Source organism: Bacteroidota bacterium (assembly GCA_030706745.1).
Taxonomy (GTDB): domain Bacteria; phylum Bacteroidota; class Ignavibacteria; order Palsa-1295; family Palsa-1295; genus PALSA-1295.
In genome coordinates this window covers 33,545-58,745 of the sequence record JAUZNX010000009.1, presented here as the reverse complement: position 1 = coordinate 58,745, position 25,201 = coordinate 33,545, and the positions used below count along the sequence as shown (strand labels likewise).

The 25,201-nt window shown below is 54.3% G+C and carries 19 protein-coding genes; 18 read left to right on the top strand and 1 reads right to left on the bottom strand.

Annotated elements, in window-relative coordinates; translation table 11 throughout:
- Positions 1-178 precede the first annotated feature (178 nt).
- The 12 genes from secA to Q8902_10945 all read left to right on the top strand — a co-directional run bounded on the left by secA (position 179) and on the right by Q8902_10945 (position 17,937).
- Positions 179-3,256 (top strand): preprotein translocase subunit SecA, encoded by a 3,078-nt coding sequence (gene secA, locus Q8902_11000; protein ID MDP4200083.1) that lies wholly within the window; start codon positions 179-181, stop codon positions 3,254-3,256.
- 241 nt (positions 3,257-3,497) lie between these two features.
- The gene (locus tag Q8902_10995; GenBank protein MDP4200082.1) at positions 3,498-8,549 is read left to right on the top strand and encodes a C25 family cysteine peptidase; all 5,052 of its coding nucleotides are present in this window, start codon (positions 3,498-3,500) and stop codon (positions 8,547-8,549) included.
- A gap of 7 nt (positions 8,550-8,556) precedes the next feature.
- The gene (locus Q8902_10990) at positions 8,557-9,690 is read left to right on the top strand and encodes a hypothetical protein (GenBank protein MDP4200081.1); all 1,134 of its coding nucleotides are present in this window, start codon (positions 8,557-8,559) and stop codon (positions 9,688-9,690) included.
- Positions 9,683-10,441, top strand: a complete 759-nt coding sequence (locus tag Q8902_10985) for a hypothetical protein (GenBank protein ID MDP4200080.1) — start codon at positions 9,683-9,685, stop codon at positions 10,439-10,441. Before Q8902_10990 ends, Q8902_10985 begins: the two co-directional genes overlap by 8 nt.
- A gap of 12 nt (positions 10,442-10,453) precedes the next feature.
- Positions 10,454-10,987, top strand: a complete 534-nt coding sequence (locus Q8902_10980; GenBank protein MDP4200079.1) for an SLBB domain-containing protein — start codon at positions 10,454-10,456, stop codon at positions 10,985-10,987.
- Positions 10,988-12,238, top strand: a complete 1,251-nt coding sequence (locus Q8902_10975) for an extracellular solute-binding protein (protein MDP4200078.1) — start codon at positions 10,988-10,990, stop codon at positions 12,236-12,238.
- A gap of 17 nt (positions 12,239-12,255) precedes the next feature.
- Positions 12,256-13,158: a GTPase Era gene (gene era / locus Q8902_10970; GenBank protein MDP4200077.1), complete on the top strand. Its 903-nt coding sequence runs from the start codon at positions 12,256-12,258 to the stop codon at positions 13,156-13,158.
- 9 nt (positions 13,159-13,167) lie between these two features.
- Complete coding sequence (locus tag Q8902_10965; GenBank protein ID MDP4200076.1) at positions 13,168-14,496, top strand: DUF1015 domain-containing protein; 1,329 nt, start codon at positions 13,168-13,170, stop codon at positions 14,494-14,496.
- A gap of 4 nt (positions 14,497-14,500) precedes the next feature.
- On the top strand, positions 14,501-15,397 hold the full coding sequence (locus Q8902_10960) for an enoyl-ACP reductase (GenBank protein ID MDP4200075.1): 897 nt from the start codon (positions 14,501-14,503) through the stop codon (positions 15,395-15,397).
- Positions 15,398-15,452: 55 nt separating this feature from the next.
- Positions 15,453-16,358: a hypothetical protein gene (locus Q8902_10955; protein MDP4200074.1), complete on the top strand. Its 906-nt coding sequence runs from the start codon at positions 15,453-15,455 to the stop codon at positions 16,356-16,358.
- Between the two features lie 23 nt (positions 16,359-16,381).
- Positions 16,382-17,047, top strand: coding sequence for a hypothetical protein (locus Q8902_10950; GenBank protein MDP4200073.1), 666 nt, complete (start codon positions 16,382-16,384; stop codon positions 17,045-17,047).
- Positions 17,047-17,937 (top strand): alpha/beta fold hydrolase, encoded by an 891-nt coding sequence (locus Q8902_10945; protein MDP4200072.1) that lies wholly within the window; start codon positions 17,047-17,049, stop codon positions 17,935-17,937. The genes Q8902_10950 and Q8902_10945 overlap by 1 nt, the downstream gene beginning before the upstream one ends.
- A gap of 9 nt (positions 17,938-17,946) precedes the next feature.
- On the opposite strand, the gene Q8902_10940 is transcribed toward Q8902_10945, so the two are convergent.
- Entirely contained in the window at positions 17,947-18,417 is a 471-nt protein-coding gene (locus tag Q8902_10940; protein ID MDP4200071.1) for a hypothetical protein, read from the bottom strand.
- Positions 18,418-18,652: 235 nt separating this feature from the next.
- Here Q8902_10940 and asnS point away from each other — a divergent pair, with 235 nt between their 5' ends.
- From asnS to Q8902_10910, 6 genes are all read left to right on the top strand, one after another.
- A complete protein-coding gene (gene asnS, locus Q8902_10935) occupies positions 18,653-20,002 on the top strand; it encodes an asparagine--tRNA ligase (protein ID MDP4200070.1) in 1,350 nt (449 codons plus the stop codon).
- A gap of 74 nt (positions 20,003-20,076) precedes the next feature.
- Complete coding sequence (locus Q8902_10930; protein ID MDP4200069.1) at positions 20,077-20,613, top strand: outer membrane beta-barrel protein; 537 nt, start codon at positions 20,077-20,079, stop codon at positions 20,611-20,613.
- 93 nt (positions 20,614-20,706) lie between these two features.
- On the top strand, positions 20,707-21,216 hold the full coding sequence (locus Q8902_10925; GenBank protein ID MDP4200068.1) for an NADH-quinone oxidoreductase subunit J: 510 nt from the start codon (positions 20,707-20,709) through the stop codon (positions 21,214-21,216).
- 102 nt (positions 21,217-21,318) lie between these two features.
- A complete protein-coding gene (gene nuoK / locus Q8902_10920) occupies positions 21,319-21,621 on the top strand; it encodes an NADH-quinone oxidoreductase subunit NuoK (GenBank protein MDP4200067.1) in 303 nt (100 codons plus the stop codon).
- A gap of 18 nt (positions 21,622-21,639) precedes the next feature.
- Positions 21,640-23,595 (top strand): NADH-quinone oxidoreductase subunit L, encoded by a 1,956-nt coding sequence (gene nuoL / locus Q8902_10915; protein MDP4200066.1) that lies wholly within the window; start codon positions 21,640-21,642, stop codon positions 23,593-23,595.
- Between the two features lie 3 nt (positions 23,596-23,598).
- Complete coding sequence (locus Q8902_10910) at positions 23,599-25,200, top strand: NADH-quinone oxidoreductase subunit M (protein MDP4200065.1); 1,602 nt, start codon at positions 23,599-23,601, stop codon at positions 25,198-25,200.
- Position 25,201 lies beyond the last annotated feature (1 nt).

Here is a 25,201-nt window from a genome sequence, read left to right as displayed (position 1 = left end):
AGCCAGCGCCTTTTCGAAACCCGGAAGCATCTCGCCCGTTTTAGCGTTTGATGCTGATTCTGGCTCCAAAATCCCCGTTTAAGGTCAAATTTAGCGAATTGGACTTAGGAGCGTGAACGAATCCGGGCGTGGAAGCGGCTGACCGATCATCCGCCACGGCACGTCCCAATTATTTGATATGCTAAAGTTTATAGAGAAGATTTTTGGCTCCAAGCGGGAGAAAGACGTCGAGTTACTGCTGCCGCTCGTTGATGAAATCAACGCGCATTATGAGGGGCTTGCCAGCCTGACCGATGACGAACTCCGCGCGAAAACGGAGGAATTTCGCGCCCGCATTCGAGAAGCGACGCATGAGATCACCGAGGAATCCCACGAGTTACGTGAGCGACTCAAAGAGGACGTTCCACATGCGGAGCGCATGGAGATCATCGAGCGCATTGGCGTCCTCGATAAAGAACTAGACGAGGTGACTAAGGTCACGCTCGACGAGCTGTTACCGGAAGCCTTCGCTGTCGTCAAGGATGCGTGCCGCAGGCTGGTCGGCTCGACCTTCACCGTCGCCGGGCAAGAGATGAAGTGGGACATGATCCCATTCGACGTGCAGCTAATTGGCGGCATTGTTTTGCATCAGGGCAAGATCGCGGAGATGGCAACGGGCGAAGGTAAGACGCTCGTGGCTACGCTGCCAGTATACTTGAATGCTTTGCCGGGTCGTGGCGTGCATATCGTGACGGTTAACGATTACCTTGCATTGCGCGACTCGCAATGGATGGGCAAGATCTACGAATACCTCGGGCTGACCGTCGGCGTGATTCTGCAATCGCAGAACCCGTGGGAGCGCAAGCCGATGTACGAGGCCGATATCACCTACGGCACCAACAACGAATTTGGATTCGACTACCTGCGGGATAACATGGTGCAGGATGCGAACGAGATGGTGCAGCGTCCGCACTATTATGCGGTCGTGGATGAAGTCGATTCTGTACTGATCGATGAAGCGCGTACGCCGCTCATCATCTCGGGTCCGGTCGAAAGCGCCGATCACAAGTTCGACGAGATGAAGCCGATTGTCGATCGCGTGGTCAACGCGCAGAAGGCCCTCTGCGCGAGTTTTATGACCGAAGCCGAGGAACTGCTGAAATCCGGAGACGACGATAAGAAGAAAAAGGCTGGTGAAATGCTGGTCCGCGTGCATCATGGGATGCCGAAGAACAAGCGGCTGCTGAAGCTCCTGTCCGATGGCGAGATGGCCAAGCTCATGCAGTCCACCGAAATGGAGTTCATGCGCGACCAATCGCGCAATATGCACCTGATCGATGATGACCTCTACTTCGTCGTCGAAGAAAAGAACCATCAGATCGATCTGACCGATAAAGGCCGTGACTTCCTTGCGGCGGGTGGCGATCGCGATCTCTGGATTTTGCCGGATATTGCCACCGAGCTTTCGCAGCTTGAAGGGTATTCAGAAGAAGAGACACGCAAAAAGAAAGACGAGCTTCATCTTCTGTATGCCGATCGCTCCGACCGGTTGCACACGATCGGTCAGCTCCTGCGCGCATATTCGCTCTATGAAAAAGACGTGGAATATGTCGTGCAGGAGGGCAAGGTCCTCATTGTCGATGAGTTTACCGGTCGGATTCTGCCGGGGCGCAGGTACTCCGAAGGTCTGCATCAGGCCATCGAGGCGAAGGAGAGCGTCACTGTCGAGCGCGACACGCAAACGCTCGCCACGATCACACTCCAGAACTATTTCCGTCTTTATAAGAAGCTCGCTGGCATGACGGGCACCGCCGAAACCGAAGCGGGTGAGTTTTTTAGTATCTATCAGCTTGATGTCGTCGTCATTCCGACGAACGTACCCGTGACCCGAGATGACCGCGACGACATGGTGTATCGCACGAAGCGAGAAAAGCTCAATGCGGTCATGGAAGAGATTCAGGAGCTTCGCAAATTGGGCCGCCCGGTGTTGGTCGGTACGACGAGCGTCGAAGTCTCCGAGACAATCTCCAAGTTGCTCAAGCGCATCGGAGTGCCGCATAATGTACTAAACGCCAAGCAGCACGCACGCGAAGCTGAAATTATTCGGAATGCCGGACTCTCCGGCGCCGTGACCATTGCAACGAACATGGCTGGCCGTGGTACCGACATCAAACTCGGCCCCGGCGTGCGCGAGGCAGGTGGATTGCACATCCTCGGCACTGAACGCCACGATGCGCGGCGTATTGATCGCCAACTTCGTGGCCGCGCAGGTCGCCAGGGCGATCCGGGTTCGACGCAGTTTTATCTTTCGCTCGAAGATGATCTGATGCGCTTGTTCGGCAGCGAGCGCATCGCCGGCATCATGCAGAAGCTCGGTCTGGAAGAGGGCGAGGTCATCAAGCATTCGATGATCACGAAATCCGTCGAGCGCGCACAGAAGAAGGTCGAGGAGAACAACTTCGCCATCCGCAAGCGCCTGCTCGAGTATGACAACGTCATGAACTCGCAGCGCGAGGTCATTTACGAGCGACGCCGTCAGGCGCTCTATGGCGAGCGACTGAAGGATGAGATTCTCGAAATGATGGAGGAGGCTGTCAAAGAGCTGACAGCCGTCCATTATCACGCAGGTGAAATGGAGAAGCTGCAGGACGAAGTCCGCACGCGCTTCATGGTCGATGCGCAGATGACGCGTGAAGAATTCGCACAGATCGGTGAGGACGGAGTGGCCGCAAAGATCATCGATGAAGCGTATCAGTTTTATGCGCGAAAGGAGGAGCAGCTTGGCTCCGAAGGCGTTGCCCAACTCGAACGCTTCGCGACACTCCGCGTCATCGACGAAAAATGGCGCGATCATCTTCGCGAAATGGACGAGTTGAAGGAAGGCATCGGCCTCCGCGCTTATGGACAGAAGGACCCACTGGTCGAATACAAGCAAGAGGGCTATCGGATGTTCCAGGAACTGCTCGTGCTTGTCCGCGATGGCGTGCTCGATCTGGCCTTCAAGCTCTACCCGATGGTACAGGATCCGCGCACGGGGCAGATGGTCCCGGCGCAGGCCGGTGGCCGCCGTATGATGCCGAGCCAGCCGGCGAAGCGTGGCCGCGCAGTGGCTTCGAAAGAAGCAGCGCCATCCGGATTTCACGGCAACGGTGAAAGCGAAATTCCCGCACCGCGTCCCGTGCCACAAACCGTGCGCGTCGGACCTAAAGTCGGGCGCAACGATCCCTGCCCATGCGGCAGCGGGAAGAAGTACAAGAACTGCCACGGAGCGGGGTAGACCCAGGCTGTTTGGGATCCCATGGCCTCAAATCGTGTAATTCAAGCCAGCGGCGCGAACTGATGTCGAGGCCGAATTGTGTTATAGAGTCGAGGCGGGATTCATCCCGACTCGGTTCGTGACATGCTGATGCCATCCTGTCGCCACGGTTGCCCCCGTACGCCCGGATGCGCGAGCCCCTAACTGAATCAACTTCGTAAGAGCCTTGCGGTCTCGGATACCTGTTTGCTGTATCAGCTTTTTGCTTTTCGTCTGCAGTAATGCGGTCGGCCAATCTATTCACGTCCGCGAATTAAGCCGGCAAGCCAACTCCGTCACGGTGGAAATCACGGTTCCCCAACCAGCATTCGATACAGACGCAAACCATGCATTGCACTTGCGCGCCTATCATGAGCAACGGCGAACGGGAGATCCGCTTGCTGAGCTTGTGATTCCGATCCGCGCCTCGAAATCCGCCAGCGTGGTGGTCGTTTCTCATGTTGACCAATCAATCAGGCTTTCAGCCGCGCTCGTAAGTCCTCGAACGCGCATCGCGGATCACTATGGCATTGGCTTCGCACAGCTCAGATACATCGGACGAATGCGCGCGGCACCTGTGAGCCGGCTGGCACTCGGAATCCTCGATCAGACCGTGCCAAATGAGATTCGCTACACGAGACGTGTCGTTGTTCGGATTTCAGACCCATTAGGACTGCCTTCAAGTTCTGTTACGGATCTTGCGGAGCCATTTCAAGTGTCGACTGGAGTATTCAAACAGAGACTCTCAGCGACGCATCCTTCGGCGCCGGCACCATCGCACTCGATAGCCTTAAAAGGAGGTCGAATATTATCGGACACTGATGTGAAGCAATCGCCCGGCATACAGGCCGATGATGGCAATGTCTACAGAATGTACGTGCGGAAGACGGGTATTTATCACATTGCGTTCGAGGACCTAAAGAACTTCGGCATCGATCCGGGCAGCGTCGATCCCAATACGCTCCGCATCGTGAATCGAGGGCAGCAGGTGCCGGTTTATGTGTTCGATCATCAGGATGGACACTTCGATCCGAACGATTACTTCGAGTTCTATGGCGAGGAAAAGCATTACGATGGCCCCGGTACATTCGGTGATTTCTACTACGATCCCGATACCAAAGACAATGTCTATTATCTCGTATGGGGCACCCACTACTCTCCCGTTCCACTCGGCGGAGTAAAGCGAATGGTCGAGGAGTCCGGCGAGATTCGCGAAGTCGATCGCGCAAAATTTATCAATGTGCGGGACAGCGCCTTCTGGTCGCTGGTACATGTGGAGCAGGACAACATCCATGACGATCTCGATATTTCCGATGTGGACCGGCGTTCGGATCTTCGGGATCATGACTTCATGGCGATTGTCGGTACCGGGCAGCTCTATCGTGGCAGCTACACAACGCAAGCCATCGTCCCGTTTGCTGATGTGCGACAGAACCGGCCCATCTCCATTCGCGCCGCGCTCCACGGCATCTCGCATTTCGATCCCGGTGCTACCGATCCCAAAGGCATCGAGCTTCCGAACGTCGATAGCGAAGACGTTGCCTCGATCTCCGTCAACAATCGGGATGTGCTGCACGGAACGTGGGACAGCCAAACGCTGAAGTTCCTTTCGACCGACACGGCATCACAGCTCTCCTCGGGTCAGCCGACGGCGCAACTGCTTGGTGGGCCCGTACTCGATACCAGTGGCAATGTGTCGCCGATCGGCATCACATTTTCGCAACGCAGACAGACCACGACGCAGGGCTGCCGCTTCGCGATTAATTGGATCGAGCTCGGATACGATCGATTATACTATGCGTATCAGGACGAGTTGGCATTTCATGCACCACAGCACGCAGCCTCTGCACTCTACCAATTCACCTTGCAGAACTTTAGCCGGACCGATATATCGATTTATCGCGTCGGGGTCTCGAAGATTTCGAATGTCGTCATCACGTCAAACCCCGATCAACCCAGGAGCACCAAGGCGATCTTCCAGCTCAATGTTGCGAGCGATGCCGACGGGTTTCTCGCCGTCACCGAAGCCGGAAAGCTCAAACCAACGCGATATGTGAAAGATGATTTTGCCGGACTAGCTTCACCGGCAAATTCCGGAGCCTATCTCATTATCACCAATCGCGATCATCTTCCGAAAGCACATTCCGGCGCCCGCGTCCCGCTTCAAGATTTGGCAGACTATCGAGCGAGCGCAAATCATGTCACGACTAAAATTGTCGATGTTGCCAATATCTATGACGAATTCAATTATGGAGCGCGCTCGCCAAATGCCATCAAAGCATTTCTGAGCTACGCATACAATTCATGGCAGGATCCTCCAAAGTATGTACTGCTCGTTGGCGTCACGCACCAGGGCAATGATGATCCGAAGCCTTACAAACCGACCGACCAGGTTCCGGCACCGTATGTGCAAGCCTATCTCGAAGGAAATGTCGCTGCCGATGCCTGGTACGCGATGCTTGATGGCGACGATCTCGTCCCTGACATTTTGCTCGGACGGCTCGCGACTCCGGACATCAAAGGTGACGCAGCCTACTTCGCCAAGCTGAAAGAATTTGAAGCGGACCGTGTCACTCCTGGCGATTGGAAGAACAAAGCGCTGTTCATCGGTGCAGGCGGAAGCTTCGATACTGACATTGATGGTATCATTCAACGCGCGTTGCCGGGTCGGGTCAGTGTGTTGCGCCAATCGACGGTAATTACATCGCCATATCGCAGTTCGGACCAGACACTCGTGAACAACGTTAACAATGGACTCGCTTTCATCGGCTATTTCGGTCACGGCGGCAATGCCATTTGGGATGATCCGCTCGATAGTACCGGACGTCCCGTGCTGGACAATTCGGACTTGTCGCGATTCCATAATTCACTGCATTACCCGATCATTCTGAGCATGACTTGCTTCACAGCAGGCTATGATGGGCCATCGGTTGGCATCCTGAATACGCTGCAAAATGCGGCAGGTGCCGGTACCATTGCCTGCATGGGGACAACGAGCTTTGGGTGGGAGCAAAATGACGAGCACATGGCGGAGTCAGTTGTTCCACACTTGTTCGATTCTGTAGGTGGGCCCATTGCAGAACGCATTAATGCAGGGAAGATTGAATTTCTCTTGCGAGCGGATGCAGGCGATCTGATACCGCCGACGCTCATGTACTGCTATCACTTCCTCGGCGATCCACTGGCGGCGCCTCATCCGCCAAGCGAGCATGTTACACTCACGCTGGGATCGAGGACGATCATGCCGGGCGGGTCGGTTCATTTGAGCGGAACGACGACCATTACATCAGGGACGGCATCGATCGAGCTGGTTGATACGAAAATGAGTCCTCTCTCACCGCCGCACCTGATTGGTGGCATTCCAGTGACAGGAGGCGCATTTTCGATAACGGATAATGTCCCGGCAATCTCGATTTCCCACGCGGCGTATCGTGTCACGATTTCGGACAATTCCGATGCCCGCTATGCCGCTACGAGCGAGGACGTAACGATTACCGACTCGCGCATCACGGAGCTCGATTTCGAACCGCGGCCTCTGCCGGTTGGCTCGCAGCTCGATTTCAGTGCGGCCATCCAGACGCCACAAGCGATCGTTACTGTGATCGATTCACTTACGATCTATTCTCAGAATGCTGCTGGGCAGATCGCATCACGCACGATCATGCTTCCAATGACAGCAAGTGGCGACCGTTACCATGCTGTGGTTGCGGGCAATCAGTTGAAAGCTGGTGATAAAGTTGTTAGCAAGGTTGTCCTGACGACGTCATCCGGGACTGTCGTTTCCGATTCCGCTACGATTATCGTTGGAGCAGCGGTGGATCCATCGGTGATGAAGGACGCATATCATCGCACGCTTTCCGGCAAATATCTTGCGACCAAGAATGGCCTCGCCTGGCAAGAGCGCGTCTATAATTGGGGAGCATCACCGATCGGATCGAGTACCGTCACACTGCTGGATGAAAGGACTGGTAGCCCACAAATCGTCGGCAGCACAGTGGTGAATGGACTTGGGGCACACTCGGATGCGCTGCTTTCCATTCCTGTTCCTATAACGAATGTTGATTCTGCGCTCTATGCGCTCGCAATTAGTCCCGATGCAGGAGGCAGCCCGCTAAATCTTCGAGATAGCCTCCGCACAAACGATACCACGCTCGCGATGCCTTATGCCCCCGGCGCCGCGGCATACCAACGCAGCTCGGGCATTGCGGCACATTTCAATTCGGAAGAAATTGTGCTCTCGCTGAGTCCGAACACGGAGGGAAGCATCAATGCCGATGTGATCCGTGTCAATCGGCAATACATGCCGGCGCAGACTGTGCAGCCGGACATTCACTTCCTCCCTCTGTACACATCTAATGGTCGCAAGTATGCTGGTGTTAGGGTTGTGAGCGATTCCCTTGGTGCAATACCGCTGGTGGATTCCAATTCCACACTGACAGTGCGTGTCGATTCTTTGGCCGGACATCCGATCGGATCGCTTTTCATTTACCGGCAGGACGATCGCTCGAAGTTGTGGACGAAACTCTCGACAACGCCAAACGGCAATACGCTCACGGCAAGGTTACGCAATCTCGGGACGTTTGCTGTTGCCTACAACACGGATACCAAAGACCCGGTCGTCGATATGACGGTGGAGGGACAAATCTTCTCTCAAAATGGTGAAGTGCCTCCAGTGCCGCATATTCATGCCATTGCCCAAGATGCGAATGGAATTGACCTCACTCCGGGCAAGACGATCCTGAAAATCGACAATCAACTCGCAGACTTTGTGATGCTCGATTCCGGTCGAACAACAACGACAGTTAATCTGCGACTCGAACCTTCGCTCGCGGAAGGCAATCACAAGATTACCATTCAGGCCACTGACAACAACGGACGGATGAATGTCGCGAAAGAGCTGGATGTACACGTTTCGAATGGCTTCTCGATTGGTGTGCTCGGTTCGTTTCCAAACCCGTTTACGAAGGAGTACATGTTCATCGCGTACGAGATTCGCGGCATCGCGTTCGCAACTTCTGTGAGTCTGGATATATACACCGTGAGTGGCCGGCGCATTCGAACGGAGACGTTTCCATCGAACGATCCGACGAGGAGCTTCGGATTCTTAAAAGGTGGCACCGGCGTGCCTACAAGTTTAGGCTATCACGAAGTCTGGTGGGATGGCCGCGATGATAACGGCGATGAAGTGGCTAACGGGGTCTATTTCTATCGCTTTGGCGCCCAAACACCAGACGCCAGCCGAGACATCACAGGAAAATTTGCGAGACTAAGGTAATAAGGGAATGTCATTGCGAGGAGCGACGAAGGAGCGACGAAGTAATCCCTTGCTGGGAAGGGATTGCTTCGTCGGATTGCTCCGCTATCGCTCCGCAATCCTCCTCGCAATGACATTATCGTGCGGATTGTCCTCGGTAGCATTTGCGCAAGACTCGAAGTACGCCGGCGCCTTCCTCGAAATTCCCGTTGGTTCGCGAGCGCTAGCAATGGGTGGCGCGTATACCGCAATCGCAAACGATGAGGCTGCATTCCATTGGAATCCCGCTGGCGTATCGCTCGTCTCGAATCGGCTCATCGGATTCATGTATTCGTCGGAATATGGGACACCGGGCAGTGCCCTTGCGAACTTTTACCAGCTGGGCCTTACCTATCCAATGAAAGATATGACGATCGCCGCCAACTGGGTCCGACTTTCTGTTGGCGATCTGATGCACACTCCCGATATTACCGATTCCCTCGCCGACCGGCGCGAACAGATCGTCCGTGAGATTGCCGGTGGGGCGCCAGATTATTTCAGCGATAACGAAGATGCCATTGTGCTCTCAGTCGCGCGCAACAATCGGTTCACACTCGATTGGGGTTGGCTGTACTACAAGCAGAAAATAGAAGTGCCGATTGGCGTGAACTTCAAGATCATCCATCAAGGGATTGGTAGCTTCGGCTCAGCCTCTGGGATCGGTGTCGATGCTGGGATTATGCTCCGATTCTCGGTAGCCGAGTTTACGCAGATGCCGGCACTTGGAAAGATCTCGCTTGGGACTTCCGTCACCGATATTGGAGGCACACGGTTGAACTGGAGCACTCAGAGGACGCAAGTAGTACCGATGCATATCAATGGGGGAATCGCATACGCGCAGCCGCTGCCATTGCTGCACACCATCGCCACGTTCTCATCCGACTTCCTGATTGGCGAAGCGGAAAAGCCACGATTTGGACTCGAAATGATGTATGACAGCATCGTCGCGCTACGCGCCGGTTTGGACCGAGGGCTCTTTGCCACTGGTGCCGGATTCAACTGGCATCAAAAGATCGATGTGAATTACTCGCTCTCCATCAATACCGCGCTCGGGCCGGAACATCGCCTGAGTTTCTCTTTCAACATCGATAATCTCTTGAAGAGGGAGGATACGAGTGAATAAGCGAATCATACCACTTCTGCTGATTCTTGTCGGGTGCAGCACACCGCAAGAGCCGCAGATCACACCTCCACAGCCCCACTTTATTCCGACATCGATTCCGCCTGACCCGGTCGATCGTGGAATCTACGCCGATGTCGATCCGAACACGAATGCGATTTGGATCGAGTGGCAAATGGATTCCTCCCGCGCAACGACTGGGTATATTCTTCGGCGCGCGACAGACCCAGCCATTGGCCCGGACGGAATTCTCGCCGATAGCGCGCGCATCGTCGCGCAGCTCGAAACGACCGATCAGACCATCGAACCGCTGCCGACATCCTATCGCGATACTGCCGCGATTCTTCCCGGCGCGACTTTTTGGTACCAGTTGCAGGCGTACCACCGATCCCCAACAGGAACACTGACCTATAGCACGCCGACGCCCGTTGATGTGACGACGTCATTTCATTATACTAACCCGGTAATTCCCCTGAGTCCAAACGGACCGACGAAGCCTCCGCCGACCGGTCAGACCTTTTCCTGGCAGGACCCGGAAGATGGGGATTCCTTCCAAATCATCGTAGAGCGTCTCGACAGCGAACGCTACGTATGGTCCGAGAGGTTGTCGGAGTTTTCGAATCAGCCGATTGTGAACTACCCCGATTCCGCCGAGCGGCTTGCACCCAATGGCCAGTACCGTTGGCGCGTTAAGCGCATCATTACTCATGGTGGTTCTTCGTCGCGCTGGAGTTCGTTTTCGATCTTGCCGTAATTTCGCATTCACGTGAAGAGTATCAAAGTCATCTGCATTGTTCTCGTGGCGTGCTGCGCTGCACTAAGCGCAGCGCGAGCGCAACGCCCAGCCACTGGACAGCCGGGAGTCGGAACGGGAACGAGCCAGCCGCTCACGCCGAGCTCGCCGAACATGCCGATCTTCAATGTCTACCGTGGTGGCGAAGTGCAGATCGATGTGAATCTCTGGGGCTATGTGAATTCTCCCGGTCATTATCGCGTGCCCGGCTCAACTTCGCTCGTGGAATTGCTCAGCTTTGCCGGTGGACCATCTGCCCAGGCGAGACTCGTCGATATCCGAATTGTCCATGCCGACACCGCGCAGGAGAAGCGTGTCGAAACTTACAATCTCGAAGCCTACCGCGATAACGGTGATCTGGCACAGAATCCGTTACTGGTTCCGGGTGATACGATCATCGTCAGCGGCCGCGCACTCGATGTATTCTTCCAGGCGATTGGGATTATCACGAATATCATGGTCATCATCACCGCGCTAATCAATTTCATTTCGTTTACGACGAAATAAATGTCACGCCGGGCCGCACTCGCGCTTTGCGCCTGCTTGTTGCTGGTTTCGGCATCGTGCAATCGAGGCATTACGCCTGGAGTGCTGCGCTTTTCGCATTTTTGGTCGGAGCCGGCGCAGCGAGCCTACATGGACACGATGCTTGCCGGCTTCCATCGTGAGCATCCGGAGATTCCCGTCGAAGTGTCAGAGCTTAGCTGGTCAGATGGCAAGACGAAGTTGATGGTTGGCTTTAACTCAGAGACCGCACCTGACATTCTTGAGCTTGGCTCGGATTGGGTTGCGCAGTTCTCTGCAAGTGGTGTGCTGTTGCCTCTGGATTCGAATGCTTCTCTCATTGAGCGATTTACCAATTCACCGGCGTATTCACATGCACCAGGCATGTGGGGCAGACATTATTACGCCGTGCCGTGGCTGCTCGATACAAGAGTCATATTTATCAACGATCAACTCGCAGGCTCCGAGGATGCTTCCGATGGGGCTCGTGAGTCCCATGTGACCCAAGCGTTCCATGATTGGGACTGGAAGACCATGCAGTCCTTGGCTGATGCAATCCACCGCGCGGGCTCTTCGGGAATCGGTGTCAATGGTCCCGATCAGCATCGTCTCTACAAAAAATTCTTGCCATATGTGTGGTCTAACGGAGGCGATCTCTTCGATAGCCTCGGGCACCCCACAATGAACTCACCTGAGAATATCGAGGCGCTACGCTTCTATGTGGATCAAATCCACGTTGGGGTCATGGAGACGCAAAAGAATCTGGACGATGCCTTCGTGCGCGGGAAGCTTGGAGTGTGGTTTAGTGGCTCGTGGCTCCTGCCCAGGCTTGTGAAAGCTCCGTTTCGATGGCACACCATGCTCTTCCCCGGCAATAACGATCATCATGGCGAATCATTTGCCGGCGGGGAATACCTTGCGATCAACAAGAATAGCGCGATGAAGCGCGAGGCACAAGTGTTTCTCGAATACATCACTCGACGGGACAATGAGTTGGCGTTCGCTCGGCGCGTGAACGAATATCCCGCTGATATTCAGTCGCAGTCTGATACATTCTATTTGCATCGCCGTGAGGGCTCCGTCTTCACCGAGCAACTCCAGCATGCCCGGATGACGCCAGTGATTCCACAATGGCTCGATGTCGAGGCGATTATCGAGGATGAAGTATCCGAAGCGCTGTACAAGAGGGAGACGCCGGAACAAGCGATGGCGTCCATGCAGCGGCGGACCGAAGAGCGCATGAAGCAACCGTAGTCAATTACAATTTACGAATGTTTGATTTCAGGACTGGTTATTGTGCGATCGTCGGCATACCGAATGCCGGGAAATCCACGCTGATGAATGCGCTCCTTGGCACGAAACTCTCGATCGTTTCGCGGAAGCCGCAGACGACCCGAAAGCGGGTGCTTGGCATTTTTTCAAGCGAAACAGAGCAGATGGTCTTTCTCGATACACCGGGTATTATGCCGCGGCCGAACACACTGCTGCACAAGGCGATGCTCGAGGAAGTGAAGCGCTCATTTGCGGATGCCGACGTGATACTGGTGCTCGCTGAAGCGCACAAGCCATTCGATTCAGCGCTACCCGGCAATTGGGACGAATACAAGCGCATTGCCGGCACAAAGCCGATTATTCTCGCGATCTCGAAGATTGACCTATCCAAGAAACGAACGGACCTGCTTCCGGTCCTTCAACATTACGGCGAGCAAACCGAGTTTACTGAGATCGTCCCGATTTCTTCTCTGAAGAAATCGAACCTACCGGAACTGGTGAAAACTCTCCGGAAATACTTACCAGTTGCCGAGCCATTTTACGATACAGAGCAACTCAGCGACCAGAACGATCGCTTCTTCGTCGGTGAACTCGTTCGCGAAGTGATCTTCCAGAAGTACAAGGAAGAGATCCCTTACTCGACCGAAGTGGAGGTGCGCGAGTTCAAAGAGCGGGAGAATGGAAAGTGGTTTGTGAGCGCAGATGTCGTCGTCGAGCGCGATTCGCAGAAAGCGATCCTGGTTGGCCGTGGCGGGCTTGCCCTCAAATCGCTCGGGGAACAGGCCCGAAAAGAAATCGAACGCTTCCTCACGCATCCTGTTTTCCTCGAACTTCATGTAAAGACCCGCGCCGATTGGCGCGACAATAAGCGATCGCTCGCAGAATTAGGATATAGAACATAGCACTCGAACATGCCGGAGTTTCTCCCATTCGTCGGCACGCGCTACGATAGCTCCAAAGTTACGCTCGCCAACGTTACATCGCCACCATACGATGTCATCTCGGACGAATTGCGAGATGTTCTATACGCGCGGGATGAACACAATGTCGTACGTCTCGAATTCAGCCGAGAACCGGATCCCTACGCAAGTGCGTACCAATTACTGCGGCAGTGGGAACAGCAGGGCATTCTGCGGAGAGAAGCTAATCCTGGCTATTACGTCTATCGCCAGATCTTCCATGCACCGGGCATCGATGCATCGGGGGGCAGTGCACCGCGAATCAGCGAAATGACGCGAACAGGTGTGATTGGACGGCTCAGGCTCTCGCCGTATGACGCGAAAGAGATTATTCCTCATGAGCGAACGCACGCAGGCCCGAAGCAAGACCGTATGCGGCTGATGGAAGCGACACGGGCGAATTTCTCCCCGATCTTTGGTCTGATTTCGGACCCCAGTTTTGTCTTCGATCAAACCTTGGAGATCGCGACCGTACAGCCGGCAATTGCCAATCTCGAGGAAGAACTTCCGGATGGACGCACGATTCGCCATCTGCTCTGGCGGCTTGACGATCAGGGCGCCATCGAGAGGATTGCTCGGATTGTAGGCAGCCAAAGTGTTGTCATTGCTGATGGCCATCATCGCTATGAGACCGCGCTCGAGTATCAAGGGCGGCATCCTGAAATTCCTCAGGCAGGATACATCATGAGCTATGTTTCCAACCTCCAGTCCCAGGGTACCGTCATTCTTCCGACCCATCGTCTGTTGCATGATGCCCCGAATTTCAATCAGTATCGTCTGCTCGAATCTCTGAAGGAGCGATTCGAACTCGTGCCGGTTAATACGCGCGAGGAAGGCATTGCGTTGCTCGATCGCGACGATCAAGCGATCTCACTCTTGGAATTCTCCGAAGTTCCAAGGTTCGTTCTCCTCCGCGACAATATCCCGCCAGCAAGGGATGTCACGTCCAGCGTTTTGCCTGTCAGCCGGATCGAAAAGGAGATTTTTCGTGAGATCATTGGACTTTCGGACGACGCAATTGCTCGTCGCACAAATCTGTTCTATCCTCACACGATGGCAGAACTTGACGAAATGAAGGAGTCCGCACCGTGGGATGTAGCGTTTCTCGTTCGCGCGGTGAACCCCGAGCAAGTGATGGCCATCGTTCATCACGGCGAATTTATGCCACAAAAGACGACCTATTTTTATCCAAAGTTACTTACAGGACTCGTTATTCACGAATTCGAAGCGCAAGAAGGCGCATCCCTGGGCAGTCAAGCACGGAAGTCGGTATATTTGTAACACCATGTCGCAAAAATCATACGGATTATTAGAAGGTAAGAAAGGAATTGTCTTCGGACCGCTGGACGAGACGAGTCTGGGCTGGCAGATCGCGCTCTCGGCACACCGGGAAGGTGCGAAGCTGGCGATTAGTAATGTTGCGGTTGCACTTCGCGTAGGTTCGCCCGCTCGGCTTGCGAAGCTGCTCGGTGACGCTCCGCTGATTTCTTGTGACGTTTCAAACAGCGAAGAAATCTCAACTTGCTTTGAAGAGGCCAAGGCAAAACTCGGCCAGCTCGATTTTATCGTCCACTCGGTCGGCATGTCGCATAACATCCGCAAGGGACTCGCTTACGAGAGCTCGAAGTACGACTGGTTCCTCAAGACGCTCGATGTCAGTGGCCTTTCGTTACATCGTCTGATTCACGGCGCGCTTGAGCATGACGCGCTCGCGGATGGTGCCAGCGTCATTGGCCTGAGCTACATTGCAGCTCAACGCGCGTTTACGACGTATTCCGACATGGCTGACGCGAAGGCGTTGCTCGAGTCCGTCATGCGCAGTTTTGGCGCGAGGCTCGGACCAAAACGCATTCGTGTCAACACGGTTAGCCAAGGTCCGACCTGGACTCGGGCCGGCAACGGTATCGACGATTTCGACAAAATGTATGAGTACGCCGATCTGCTATCGCCGCTCGGCAACCCGACCGCCCAGGACTGCGGCGATTACGTCGTCACGCTGCTTAGCGATCTGAGCCGTATGGTCACGATGCAGAATCTTTTCCACGACGGCGGCTTTGCCAGCATGGGCATGATAACGCCGCTCCTGCACCTCATTGATACTGCGGCGAAATCCGATGAGAACTTGCGCAACGCCGGGTTTTCCGAAGAGATGATCCATCGTATTCGAAATCCGAGGAAGTAATTTCCAAGCGGTGCGACTTCTGAAGTGTCTTCCAGTATTTCTCCTTGTGGTAGCCTTGGTCTCAAAGACCTTTGCCGGACCAATATTTCCGACGCGTGGATTCCTGCTTCAGCCGAAGTGGTATCAGAAAACGGATACCACGAGCATGTTCGATCATGGCGGATACTGGGCCAGCCTTCAGCGCGGACTCGGCAGCGATAGCGACCGCTGGGGTTGGGACATCTCAATGGGCGCAGCGTGGGAATTCGCGCGATGGTCGGGGAACAAATCCCTCTTCGGCTTTGCCGGCACGGAGTTGACAGCCAACACCCATAACGATATTTCCTTTAAGCCGCGTGGAGTGGACTGGGAAGAGGGATTGGCCTATGCCGTCAAGGAGAGCGATCGCTTTGGATGGCAGCTCGGCACCATTTACCGGTGCCGACATGATCTCGACAACATCGATCCACGCGGCTACACCGGTATCGGCGGTCAGAGAACCCTGATTTATTGCTCGCTCTCCGGTAAAACGATCTTCACTGCCGAGCGCATTCTTGGATTGCACATTCCAACGACTTCGTGGCTGCATGCCGATGCGTATCTCATTCGCGAGGACTATCGCATTCCTGATTCGGATGCCGCTTATCCACCGGAATACAATCATCTCGCATGGTCATTCGGCGAAGCGTTTAGCTCGAAGCTCGCGGCGTGGGAGCGAAGCTCAGTATATCTCTCGATGAACATTAACTCTTCCGCGTTCAGCAATAACACCGGATTCCTCGATCGCTTTGCATCGGTCCAGAAAATCACAGTCGATAGCCGCGCAGAACTTGGTTACGCATTCGAAGGCCGCATGGGTCGCATTCAGTTCTACGGAGGCTATGAGTCATGGGAAGATGATGGCCAGGTCCCGATCCCGCGCAATGCATCGTATGCCACTCTCGGCATCCGGGTAACCGGAAGCGACATGGTAACCTATTGAGAATTTGCGTATTTTTGCCAAGCATGAAGTTGCTCACCTTACTTCTATTCGCGTCACTCGTGGCTGTCTCCTGCGCTCCCGCGCGGTTTGTCGAGCCGCTCCCGCGCGATCACTATGCCGCGACTGCCTCGCTCGGCGGCCCGCTGATTACATTCGACAGCCTCGTTATTCCCATGCCGCTCACGTCGCTGGCGGCTGGATATGGCGTGACCGATAAGACGACGCTCTTCGGAGGCCTGCACACCACCGCGCTGCTCTTCAAAGACTTGCAGCTCGATCTTGGCGCCTTGCATGAACTGAGCGCACAGGACAAATGGCTTCCCGCGATTTCCGTCGCGCCAGTTCTGAATATTGTCCTCGCTTTTCGTGATAACGCATTCAAAATTTGGCCGGAAGCCGATGTGAATTTCTACTGGCATTACCTGAACGCCTCGGGAAATCTAATTTATCTCTCAAGCCAGAACTGGTTCGAGCTATCCTCGACGCGCGCTGATTACTCCGCACAGACTCGGCACTGGTTTGCCAATTTCGCGCTTGGTCACACCTTCGACGGCGAGCATTGGCAATACGTCACTGAGTTGAAGTACCTTGAAGCCGGAGTGCCGAACCTGCCAGGACCGGTTGATTATCATGGTATCAGCGGCAATGGAGCGTTCGGAGTCTATCTGGCATTGACGAGGAAATTCTGATGAAACGACTTCCAATTCTGCTACTCCTCCTTGCATGCTCGGGCTGCCTGAGTCTCGATGCCAATCTGCTCGACCCGGGTGACAAGATCACGTCCTATCAAATGCAGAACTACACCGGGCGAGTCGATTTCCATTTGGATTCGAGCTATGCACTGCCTGCTGACATGATTCATGTCTTCACGATTCCGAGTCAGGGCAATGGCGAGTCCTCACCAACGACGATTTACGCCGCCTATCTCGGCGATACGTCACGCATCGCAACCGATACCGTGATTGTCTATTCGCATGGCTACGGTCACCACATGGATTTTTACTATCCGCGGGCGCAATTGCTTGCGAATATTGGTGGCAAGAATCACTACGGGGTGATGATGATGGACTACCGAAGCTTCGGACTTTCCTCGGGCACTCCGACCGAAGAAGGACTTTACGCGGACGACGATGCCGCCATTCAATGGCTGAAATCTCGCGGCTTGACCGGCGATCGACTGATTCTCTACGGATTCAGTCTCGGCGGTGCCCCTGCTACGTATCTCGCCGCACACCCCCGCGCACTCGCTGCAAAAAAGATAATTCTTGAAGCGCCATTCGCTTCCACCGCCTCCCTCACGGCCGATGCGACAGGTCTTGACATGCCGTCATCGTTCGTTACCAATCTCAAGTTCGATAATGCCGAGCAGATCAAGTCTGTCCAGCAGCCTCTTTGCTGGATTCATGGCATGAGCGACATGTTCATCAACATCGCGACGAACGGCGAGGTCGTGTACGCGAACTACCACGGTCCTTACAAGGAAGCGCACCGCATTCCTGGCGCCGACCACGGTACCATCCCGCAGACGTGGGGATTTGAGAATTATGCTGATACGGTACTGAAGTTTATTCGGCATTGAATGTCTGTCTCACTCTCCTGATTGCGTTCGCAACTGACGGATGAGGTCAAGTACTTTGTCGGGCTCAGGAATTCGCTCGAAAACAATCGAGGCGCCTTGTTCCACTGACCACTGCCCGGCAACGAGGGAAGCACGCCACTTCGTCAATCGTCGAGAAGGAACCTCACGGAATGACCGATCGAAGAAATAGATCGAGCCGGTTCCATCTGGGAAATGAGCCGAATTCACGTTCGTCAAACCGCTGAAACTAAACGAGGTCACCGCATCTGCAAAGAAGTTTGGTGGCCTGCGCACGATCACATGCTCATTCGTTATCTCGTACCGCGTTCCAGCCCTTCGATTTCGGTCCGGCACGAGCCTTCCAAATATGAACCCGTACCCAATGATCCCATAGACGAGACAATACATCAGAATCTGGTGGTCGCGCGTCAGTAGGGAGTATGCGACGAAGATGATTGTGGCAGCGTTAAACAGAATCAACGGAGTCGGGGCAGATCCCGCACGGAGAACAAAATACCTTGCTTGGGACGCCCTGCCCACAGGACTTTCTCTTGAACCTGAGCACCATGTGTCGTAGCTTCACTTCTCATCATTGGTGCAAACACAGGGGCGGCCGATTATCCTCCATGCTGATTTAGAACTTCCACTGTATAGCAACGGACTTCCCCGTGCAGGCGTTATCTGCAACTTCTCAGAACTAAGCCTTTCCGTTATGATGCAGCGCGAATACGTTCAAGATTTAAGTAAACTCGTCGGCCAGGAAGTCACCTTACGTGGGTGGCTTTACGGGAAGCGGTCGAGTGGCAAAATCCAATTTCTCATCCTGCGCGATGGCACGGGCCTCTGCCAGTGCGTTGTGATGAAGAATGCAGTCGATGCTGCAACCTACGCGGCCTGTGACGCACTTGTGCAGGAGTCCGCATTTGCTGTCACCGGCAAGGTTCAGGAGGCTAAGGGCAAGGCCCCCGGAGATGTCGAACTGTTTGTCTCGAAGGTCGAGCAACTCTCGCCTGCGGGGGAGTACCCCATCACGCCGAAAGAGCACGGCGTCGAATACCTGATGGAGCACCGGCATCTTTGGCTTCGCTCTTCGCGCCCCTGGGCGACGATGAAAGTTCGAGACACGCTCATTCGCTCGATCCGCGATTTCTTCGGACAGCGTGATTTTGTATGCTTTGACTCGCCGATCCTAACACCAAACGCCGCCGAGGGCACCAGCACGCTCTTCGAGACAAAGTATTTCGAGGAAGGCATGGCGTACCTATCGCAGTCGGGCCAGCTATATGGCGAGGCTGGTGCGATGGCATTCGGCAAAGTCTATGTATTCGGTCCGACATTCCGCGCCGAGCGATCCAAGACCAAACGTCATCTGAACGAATTCTGGATGGTCGAGCCCGAAGTCGCCTTCATGGACCTGGAGGGTGACATGCTGCTCGCCGAGGAATTCGTACACTCCATCGTTGGCCGGGTGTTGGAAGAACGTCAGAGCGAGCTTGCGATTCTCGATGACGGCACTGGACGGCTTGTCGAGCGCTGCCAGCGAGTGATGAAGCCCTTCGAGCGCATGCACTACGACGAGGCCGCGAAGATACTCGACAAGTATTGGGACGAAAAGCTCGCTTCAGGGGACCCACTGCCGCCGACCTTCAAGCGATTTGAATATGGTGATGATTTCGGTGCTTACGATGAAGTGGCACTGACCTCACTCTACGATGCGCCGGTGATCGTCCACCACTATCCTGCCGCCGTCAAAGCATTTTACATGAAGCGCGACCCGAACGAACCGGATAAGGCGCTCGCGATGGACGTGCTTTTTCCGGAGTTCGGCGAGATCATTGGCGGCTCCCAGCGCGAGGACGATGTCAATCTGCTTCTCGAGCGGATTGAAGAACACAAGCTCCCGCAAGCCGCCTTCGAGTGGTATCTCGATTTGAGACGCTATGGCTCGGTTCCGCATGCCGGTTTCGGCCTTGGACTTGAACGCTTAGTCATGTGGATTTGCGATCTCGATCATATTCGAGAGGCGATTCCATTCCCGCGGACACTGACCCGTATCTGGCCATAACTCGCCTAACAATTGTAACTTTCAGGTTCCTCGACTGTTATTACAAGAAGGTGACTACTCACACAGTTAGGAATATGATTCGCAATTTCTTGATCCGCTCGTTCGCTGGTGCTCTGTTCATCATGGTGTCATTCGCCGGAATGGTACACTCGCAAACTGGCGCGAGTGGTGATACCGGCCGTGCCCAAATCTCGGGTACCGTCTTTGGTCTCGGTGCGAATTTTAGTGCCACGAGTGGAATAGGTGTTTCGCTTCGTCTTCACCTCCCGGATCGGATCAGCGGTATGGTCACGGGATATGGGTTCAAGACGTCGGACGAAGTGATGTACAATTTCGGCTTTGAGCTACAATATGATGTCGTTGTAAAGGAACGGCTGCGGTTTTACGCGCTCGGCGGGGTCAGCCATTTTTATGATGAATTCCGCAATGGTCCACCACCAACAACGAATACCTACTCTGATCCGGACCGCTTCGGAGGTGGCTTCGGTGTTGAAGTTTATTTGACAGGACTCGATATTTGCGTCGCCGCTGAGATAGCGTTAACCTCCTTCCAGCCGTCTGGCGACCTCATCCCGTATCCCTCCGCGAATGTCCATTATTACTTCAGATAATGCAGAATCGAGCCGCCGGGCGATTATCTTCGTAAATTTGCATGGCGCGGATGAACAGTCTTGGTGATTCATCCGCCCAAACCGCAAATTTGAATGATGCTTTCTGCAGTTGCATTTTACGTACTGAGTGCTGGCGCGATCATCTGTGCGCTGCTCACGATCACGCGGAAATCCGCCGTCGTGAGTGCACTTATGCTCGTTCTGACGTTCTGCTTTCTGGCAGCGATCTACCTGACACTCAGCGCACAATTCCTTGCTGTCGTACAAGTTGCGGTGTATGCTGGCGCAATCATGGTGCTGGTATTGTTCGTGATCATGTTACTGAATTTGGAGAGTGAGGAAATTCAGCTCGGGCGAAATTGGAAAGGGATGGTGAGCATCCTGGCGGCGCTTGGGGTGCTGGCGCAGATACTAGGAATGATCTTCCTTACTGGGGACCGTCTGCCGAAAACCATCAGTCCAAATGCCGCGATGCTCGGGACGACCGAGGCTATAGGCAGGACGCTCTATACCGGATATTCATTCCCATTCGAAATGGCATCGCTGATTCTCATTTCGGCGGCAGTCGGAGCGATTATCTTAGCCAAGAAGAGGCTTACGTAACATGGGACCAATGCGACTTCCAGGACCAATACGACTAACAGGATCAGTCATGGAGACTTCCCCTTCATTCCTCATCCTTCATCCTTCATCCTTTTAGGGAGCATGGCACCACTCAGTCACTATCTTGCGGTATCGGCAATCCTGTTTGTAATCGGGACGGCCGGGGTTCTCTTCCGCCGCAATGCGATCATCATTTTCATGTGCGTCGAGCTAATGCTGAACGCCGTGAACCTGACGCTCATCGCGTTCTCACAATTTTTTGGCGATCAGACCGGCCAGATCCTCGTCTTCTTTGTCATGACCGTTGCCGCGGCCGAAGCCGCTGTCGGACTCGCGATCGTAATCGCATTGTTCCGTAACAAGCAGACAGTCGACGTGGCGAAGGTGAATATTCTCAAGTGGTAAGCACGATATAATAAGCGCGTGAGCGATTTTATTCCGATCATCGTACTGGCGCCCATTGCGGCGCTCCTCATCAATCTCTTCTTCGGTTCGCGGATGCGGGGCGAAATGGCTGGCTGGATCGCGACAGGCGCGGTTGCCATCAGCTTTTTCGTGACGCTCGGCCTTTTTTCGAATATGCTCGGCTGGCCCCCCGAGCAGCGCACCATTCACTTCCATTGGCTCGACTGGATCCACGTCGGTCGCGTCAATGTCGATATCTCCTATTTGATCGATCAGCTTTCGATTATCTTTATGCTGGTCATCACTGGCGTCGGCTCGCTCATCCATCTGTATAGCATCAGCTACATGAAGGGCGACCGAGGCTACTGGCGCTTCTTCGTGTATCTCAATCTCTTTATTGTCATGATGCTGCAACTCGTCATGGCCGATAACTACCTTCTGACATTCGTGGGTTGGGAAGGCGTCGGACTGTGCAGCTATCTGCTGATCGGGTTCTGGTACGACGAGAAGAAAAATAACGATGCGGCGAAAAAAGCATTTATCGTCAACCGCATCGGTGATTTCGGATTCCTCGTGGCAATGGGCGCAATGCTCTGGCAGTTCAAATCACTGAATTACCTAGACATTCTCGGTTCGGGCGGCAACGTCGTCGATGGAGTCCATCATATCGGGATGGCGACCACGCTTGCCGTTGGTGCACCGATTGCGACGATCATCACGCTGATGCTCTTCCTGGGCTGCACGGGTAAGAGTGCTCAAATTCCATTGTATGTCTGGCTTCCGGATGCGATGGCTGGTCCGACGCCCGTCAGTGCGCTCATCCATGCCGCCACGATGGTCACGAGCGGTATCTTCCTGGTCGCACGCTCGAACATTCTTTTCGCGCTCTCACCGACGACACTCAGCGTCGTTGCTGGGATTGGCGCCGCCACTGCAATTTTCGCCGCGATGATCGGTATCTTCCAGAACGATATTAAGAAGGTGCTGGCCTATTCGACCGTTTCCCAGCTCGGATATATGTTCCTGGCGTTGGGCGTCGGAGCCTTCACCGCAGGCGTCTTTCACGTCGTGACCCACGCCTTCTTCAAAGCCTGTCTCTTTCTTGGTTCTGGCGCAGTCATCCATGCGATGCACCACGAGCAGGACATGCAAAAGATGGGCGGACTCGGAAAATATTTGCCGATCACGTTCTGGACATTCCTGATTGCCACCCTTGCCATTGCTGGAATTCCGCCGTTCGCAGGATTTTTCTCGAAGGATGAAATTCTCTGGCAGGCCTTCAGCCGTGGTTCTGTTGTTCTGTGGCTCATCGGTGCGCTTGCTGCCCTCATGACGGCATTCTACATGTTTCGGGTGATCTATCTGACTTTCTATGGTACGGAGAGATTCGACACCGATCACCATGAACCGCATGAAGTCGATTGGCGCATGTGGCTGCCACTCGTCGTTCTTGCCGCACTCTCGATCGGTGCCGGATTCCTTGGGATGCCTTCTGTTTTTGGAGCGGGGAATTGGTTCGAGAAATGGCTCGAGCCGGTCGTTTCACGAGGAGAGGAAATTTCGAAGGTAGCGGGAGCCGCCGAAGGCGCCGGACTCGAGTGGGCCTTAATGGCGGTCTCGGTTGGAATTGCCGTTGCCGGTATCCTGCTTGCCGCTCGGTTCTACAAGCGCCGCCTGACGCTCGCTAAGGATGAGGCTCAACTTGGTGCCGCATACCAGTTAATGCACAATAAGTTTTATGTCGATGAGCTGTACGACAAGACCGTCATCCAGCCTATCTACAACGTCAGCAACGGCTTCCTCTATAAGATCGTGGACGTGCGTGTCATCGATGGTATCATCAATGGCCTCGCGCATATCACAGAGATTGGCTCTGGCATGATCCGGCGCATCCAGACCGGCATTGTGCAGAACTACGCAGTGCTGATCGTAGTCGGACTGTTTGTGCTCGTAGGATATTTGGTGATGTTTTAATCTATGCTATCACTCTTAATATTTTTCCCGCTCATCGGCGCTTTGGCTGCGCTGGCGGCGCGGAAGGCGGAAACTGCGAAGTGGGTCGCGCTCATTACGAGCGTGATCGCATTCGGGATTTCGCTTTTTGTCTATTCGAATTTCAATCCTGCCGTTGCCGGGTATCAACTGACAGAGCAGTTGCCGTGGGTCTTCACGCCAGGTCTTGCGTTCACGTATTTCGTCGGCATCGACGGCATGTCGATGTTTCTCATCCTGCTAACGACGTTCCTCACGATCATCACGCTGATCGGTACATGGAATTCCGTGACGAAGAATGTGCCTGCTTTTATGGCACTTATGATGGTGCTGGAAGTCGGTATGATCGGCGTATTTTGCTCGCTCGATCTCTTCCTCTTCTATGTGTTCTGGGAAGTGATCCTGATCCCAATGTACTTCATTATCGGTGTCTGGGGCGGGAAGCGAAGAATCTATGCGGCAGTCAAGTTCTTTATTTATACGATGGCGGGCTCGCTCATCATGCTCGTCGCAATTATCTGGCTTGGTATCGAAGCTGGCCGCGTGACTGGGCACTTCACGACCGATCTTACGAAGCTTTACGCCGTCTCCCGTCAATTGCCGATCGACGTACAGCATTATCTTTTCCTTGCATTTGCCCTGAGTTTCGCAATCAAGGTACCGATCTTCCCGCTCCATACGTGGTTGCCGGATGCGCATACCGAAGCGCCGACTGCTGGCTCGGTCATCCTGGCAGGAGTCCTGCTTAAAATGGGCACCTATGGACTCATCCGCTTCTGCCTGGGCCTTTTTCCGCAAGCGAGCTTCGATTATTCCACCCTGTTTTGCGTGCTTGGCGTGATCGGCATTATCTATGGTGCCCTCGTCTCGATGGTGCAGACAGACGTGAAGCGACTTATCGCATATTCATCGGTCGCCCACATGGGCTTTATCGTGCTAGGCATCTTTTCGATGACGCGCGAGGGCTTGCAAGGTGCACTCGTGCAGATGATCAATCACGGCCTTTCGACTGGTATGCTCTTCCTGATGTTTGGCATGATTTACGATCGTCGGCATACACGTGAGATTTCAGAATATGGCGGACTTGCGAAGACCATCCCACTGTTTGCGACGTTCTTTGGCATTGCCGTGATGTCGAGTGTCGGCTTGCCGGGACTCAACGGCTTCATCGGTGAGTATCTTACGATGATGGGCGCATATTATTCGCCGGTACTGAATACGTGGTCATACGCAGTCTGGAGTGCCTCAGGCGTGATCCTGGCCGCCGTTTACCTGCTCTGGATGTATCAGCGATTCGTCTTCGGTCTGCCGAAGGGTGCTTCACCGGCCGGTCATGGACACGCCCATGCCGTTGAGAGTCACCATGATGGCCATGCAACACCCGATCTTTCCTGGCGCGAACTCGTCGCGGTCGTGCCGATGGTGGCGTTTATGCTGTGGATCGGCATCCAGCCAATGAACTTCATGCAGATGAGCGAAAAGACGATGTACAAGATGTCGGACGATTTGCTGAAGCTGAAGGAAGGGTCTGTCGTAACCGTGACATACACAACACCGGCAGAGGCCATTGCGCAGAAAGTGAAATAAC

Bases quoted from the DNA above. Each gene is read 5' to 3' on its own strand.
- Q8902_10950 (MDP4200073.1), top strand. From the start codon at position 16,382: ATGAAGTTGCTCACCTTACTTCTATTCGCGTCACTCGTGGCTGTCTCC.
- Q8902_10910 (MDP4200065.1), top strand. From the start codon at position 23,599: ATGCTATCACTCTTAATATTTTTCCCGCTCATCGGCGCTTTGGCTGCG.
- secA (MDP4200083.1), top strand. From the start codon at position 179: ATGCTAAAGTTTATAGAGAAGATTTTTGGCTCCAAGCGGGAGAAAGAC.
- Q8902_10990 (MDP4200081.1), top strand. From the start codon at position 8,557: ATGTCATTGCGAGGAGCGACGAAGGAGCGACGAAGTAATCCCTTGCTG.
- Q8902_10945 (MDP4200072.1), top strand. From the start codon at position 17,047: ATGAAACGACTTCCAATTCTGCTACTCCTCCTTGCATGCTCGGGCTGC.
- Q8902_10975 (MDP4200078.1), top strand. From the start codon at position 10,988: ATGTCACGCCGGGCCGCACTCGCGCTTTGCGCCTGCTTGTTGCTGGTT.
- nuoK (MDP4200067.1), top strand. From the start codon at position 21,319: ATGGCACCACTCAGTCACTATCTTGCGGTATCGGCAATCCTGTTTGTA.
- Q8902_10925 (MDP4200068.1), top strand. From the start codon at position 20,707: ATGATGCTTTCTGCAGTTGCATTTTACGTACTGAGTGCTGGCGCGATC.
- Q8902_10960 (MDP4200075.1), top strand. From the start codon at position 14,501: ATGTCGCAAAAATCATACGGATTATTAGAAGGTAAGAAAGGAATTGTC.
- asnS (MDP4200070.1), top strand. From the start codon at position 18,653: ATGCAGCGCGAATACGTTCAAGATTTAAGTAAACTCGTCGGCCAGGAA.
- era (MDP4200077.1), top strand. From the start codon at position 12,256: ATGTTTGATTTCAGGACTGGTTATTGTGCGATCGTCGGCATACCGAAT.
- Q8902_10965 (MDP4200076.1), top strand. From the start codon at position 13,168: ATGCCGGAGTTTCTCCCATTCGTCGGCACGCGCTACGATAGCTCCAAA.
- Q8902_10930 (MDP4200069.1), top strand. From the start codon at position 20,077: ATGATTCGCAATTTCTTGATCCGCTCGTTCGCTGGTGCTCTGTTCATC.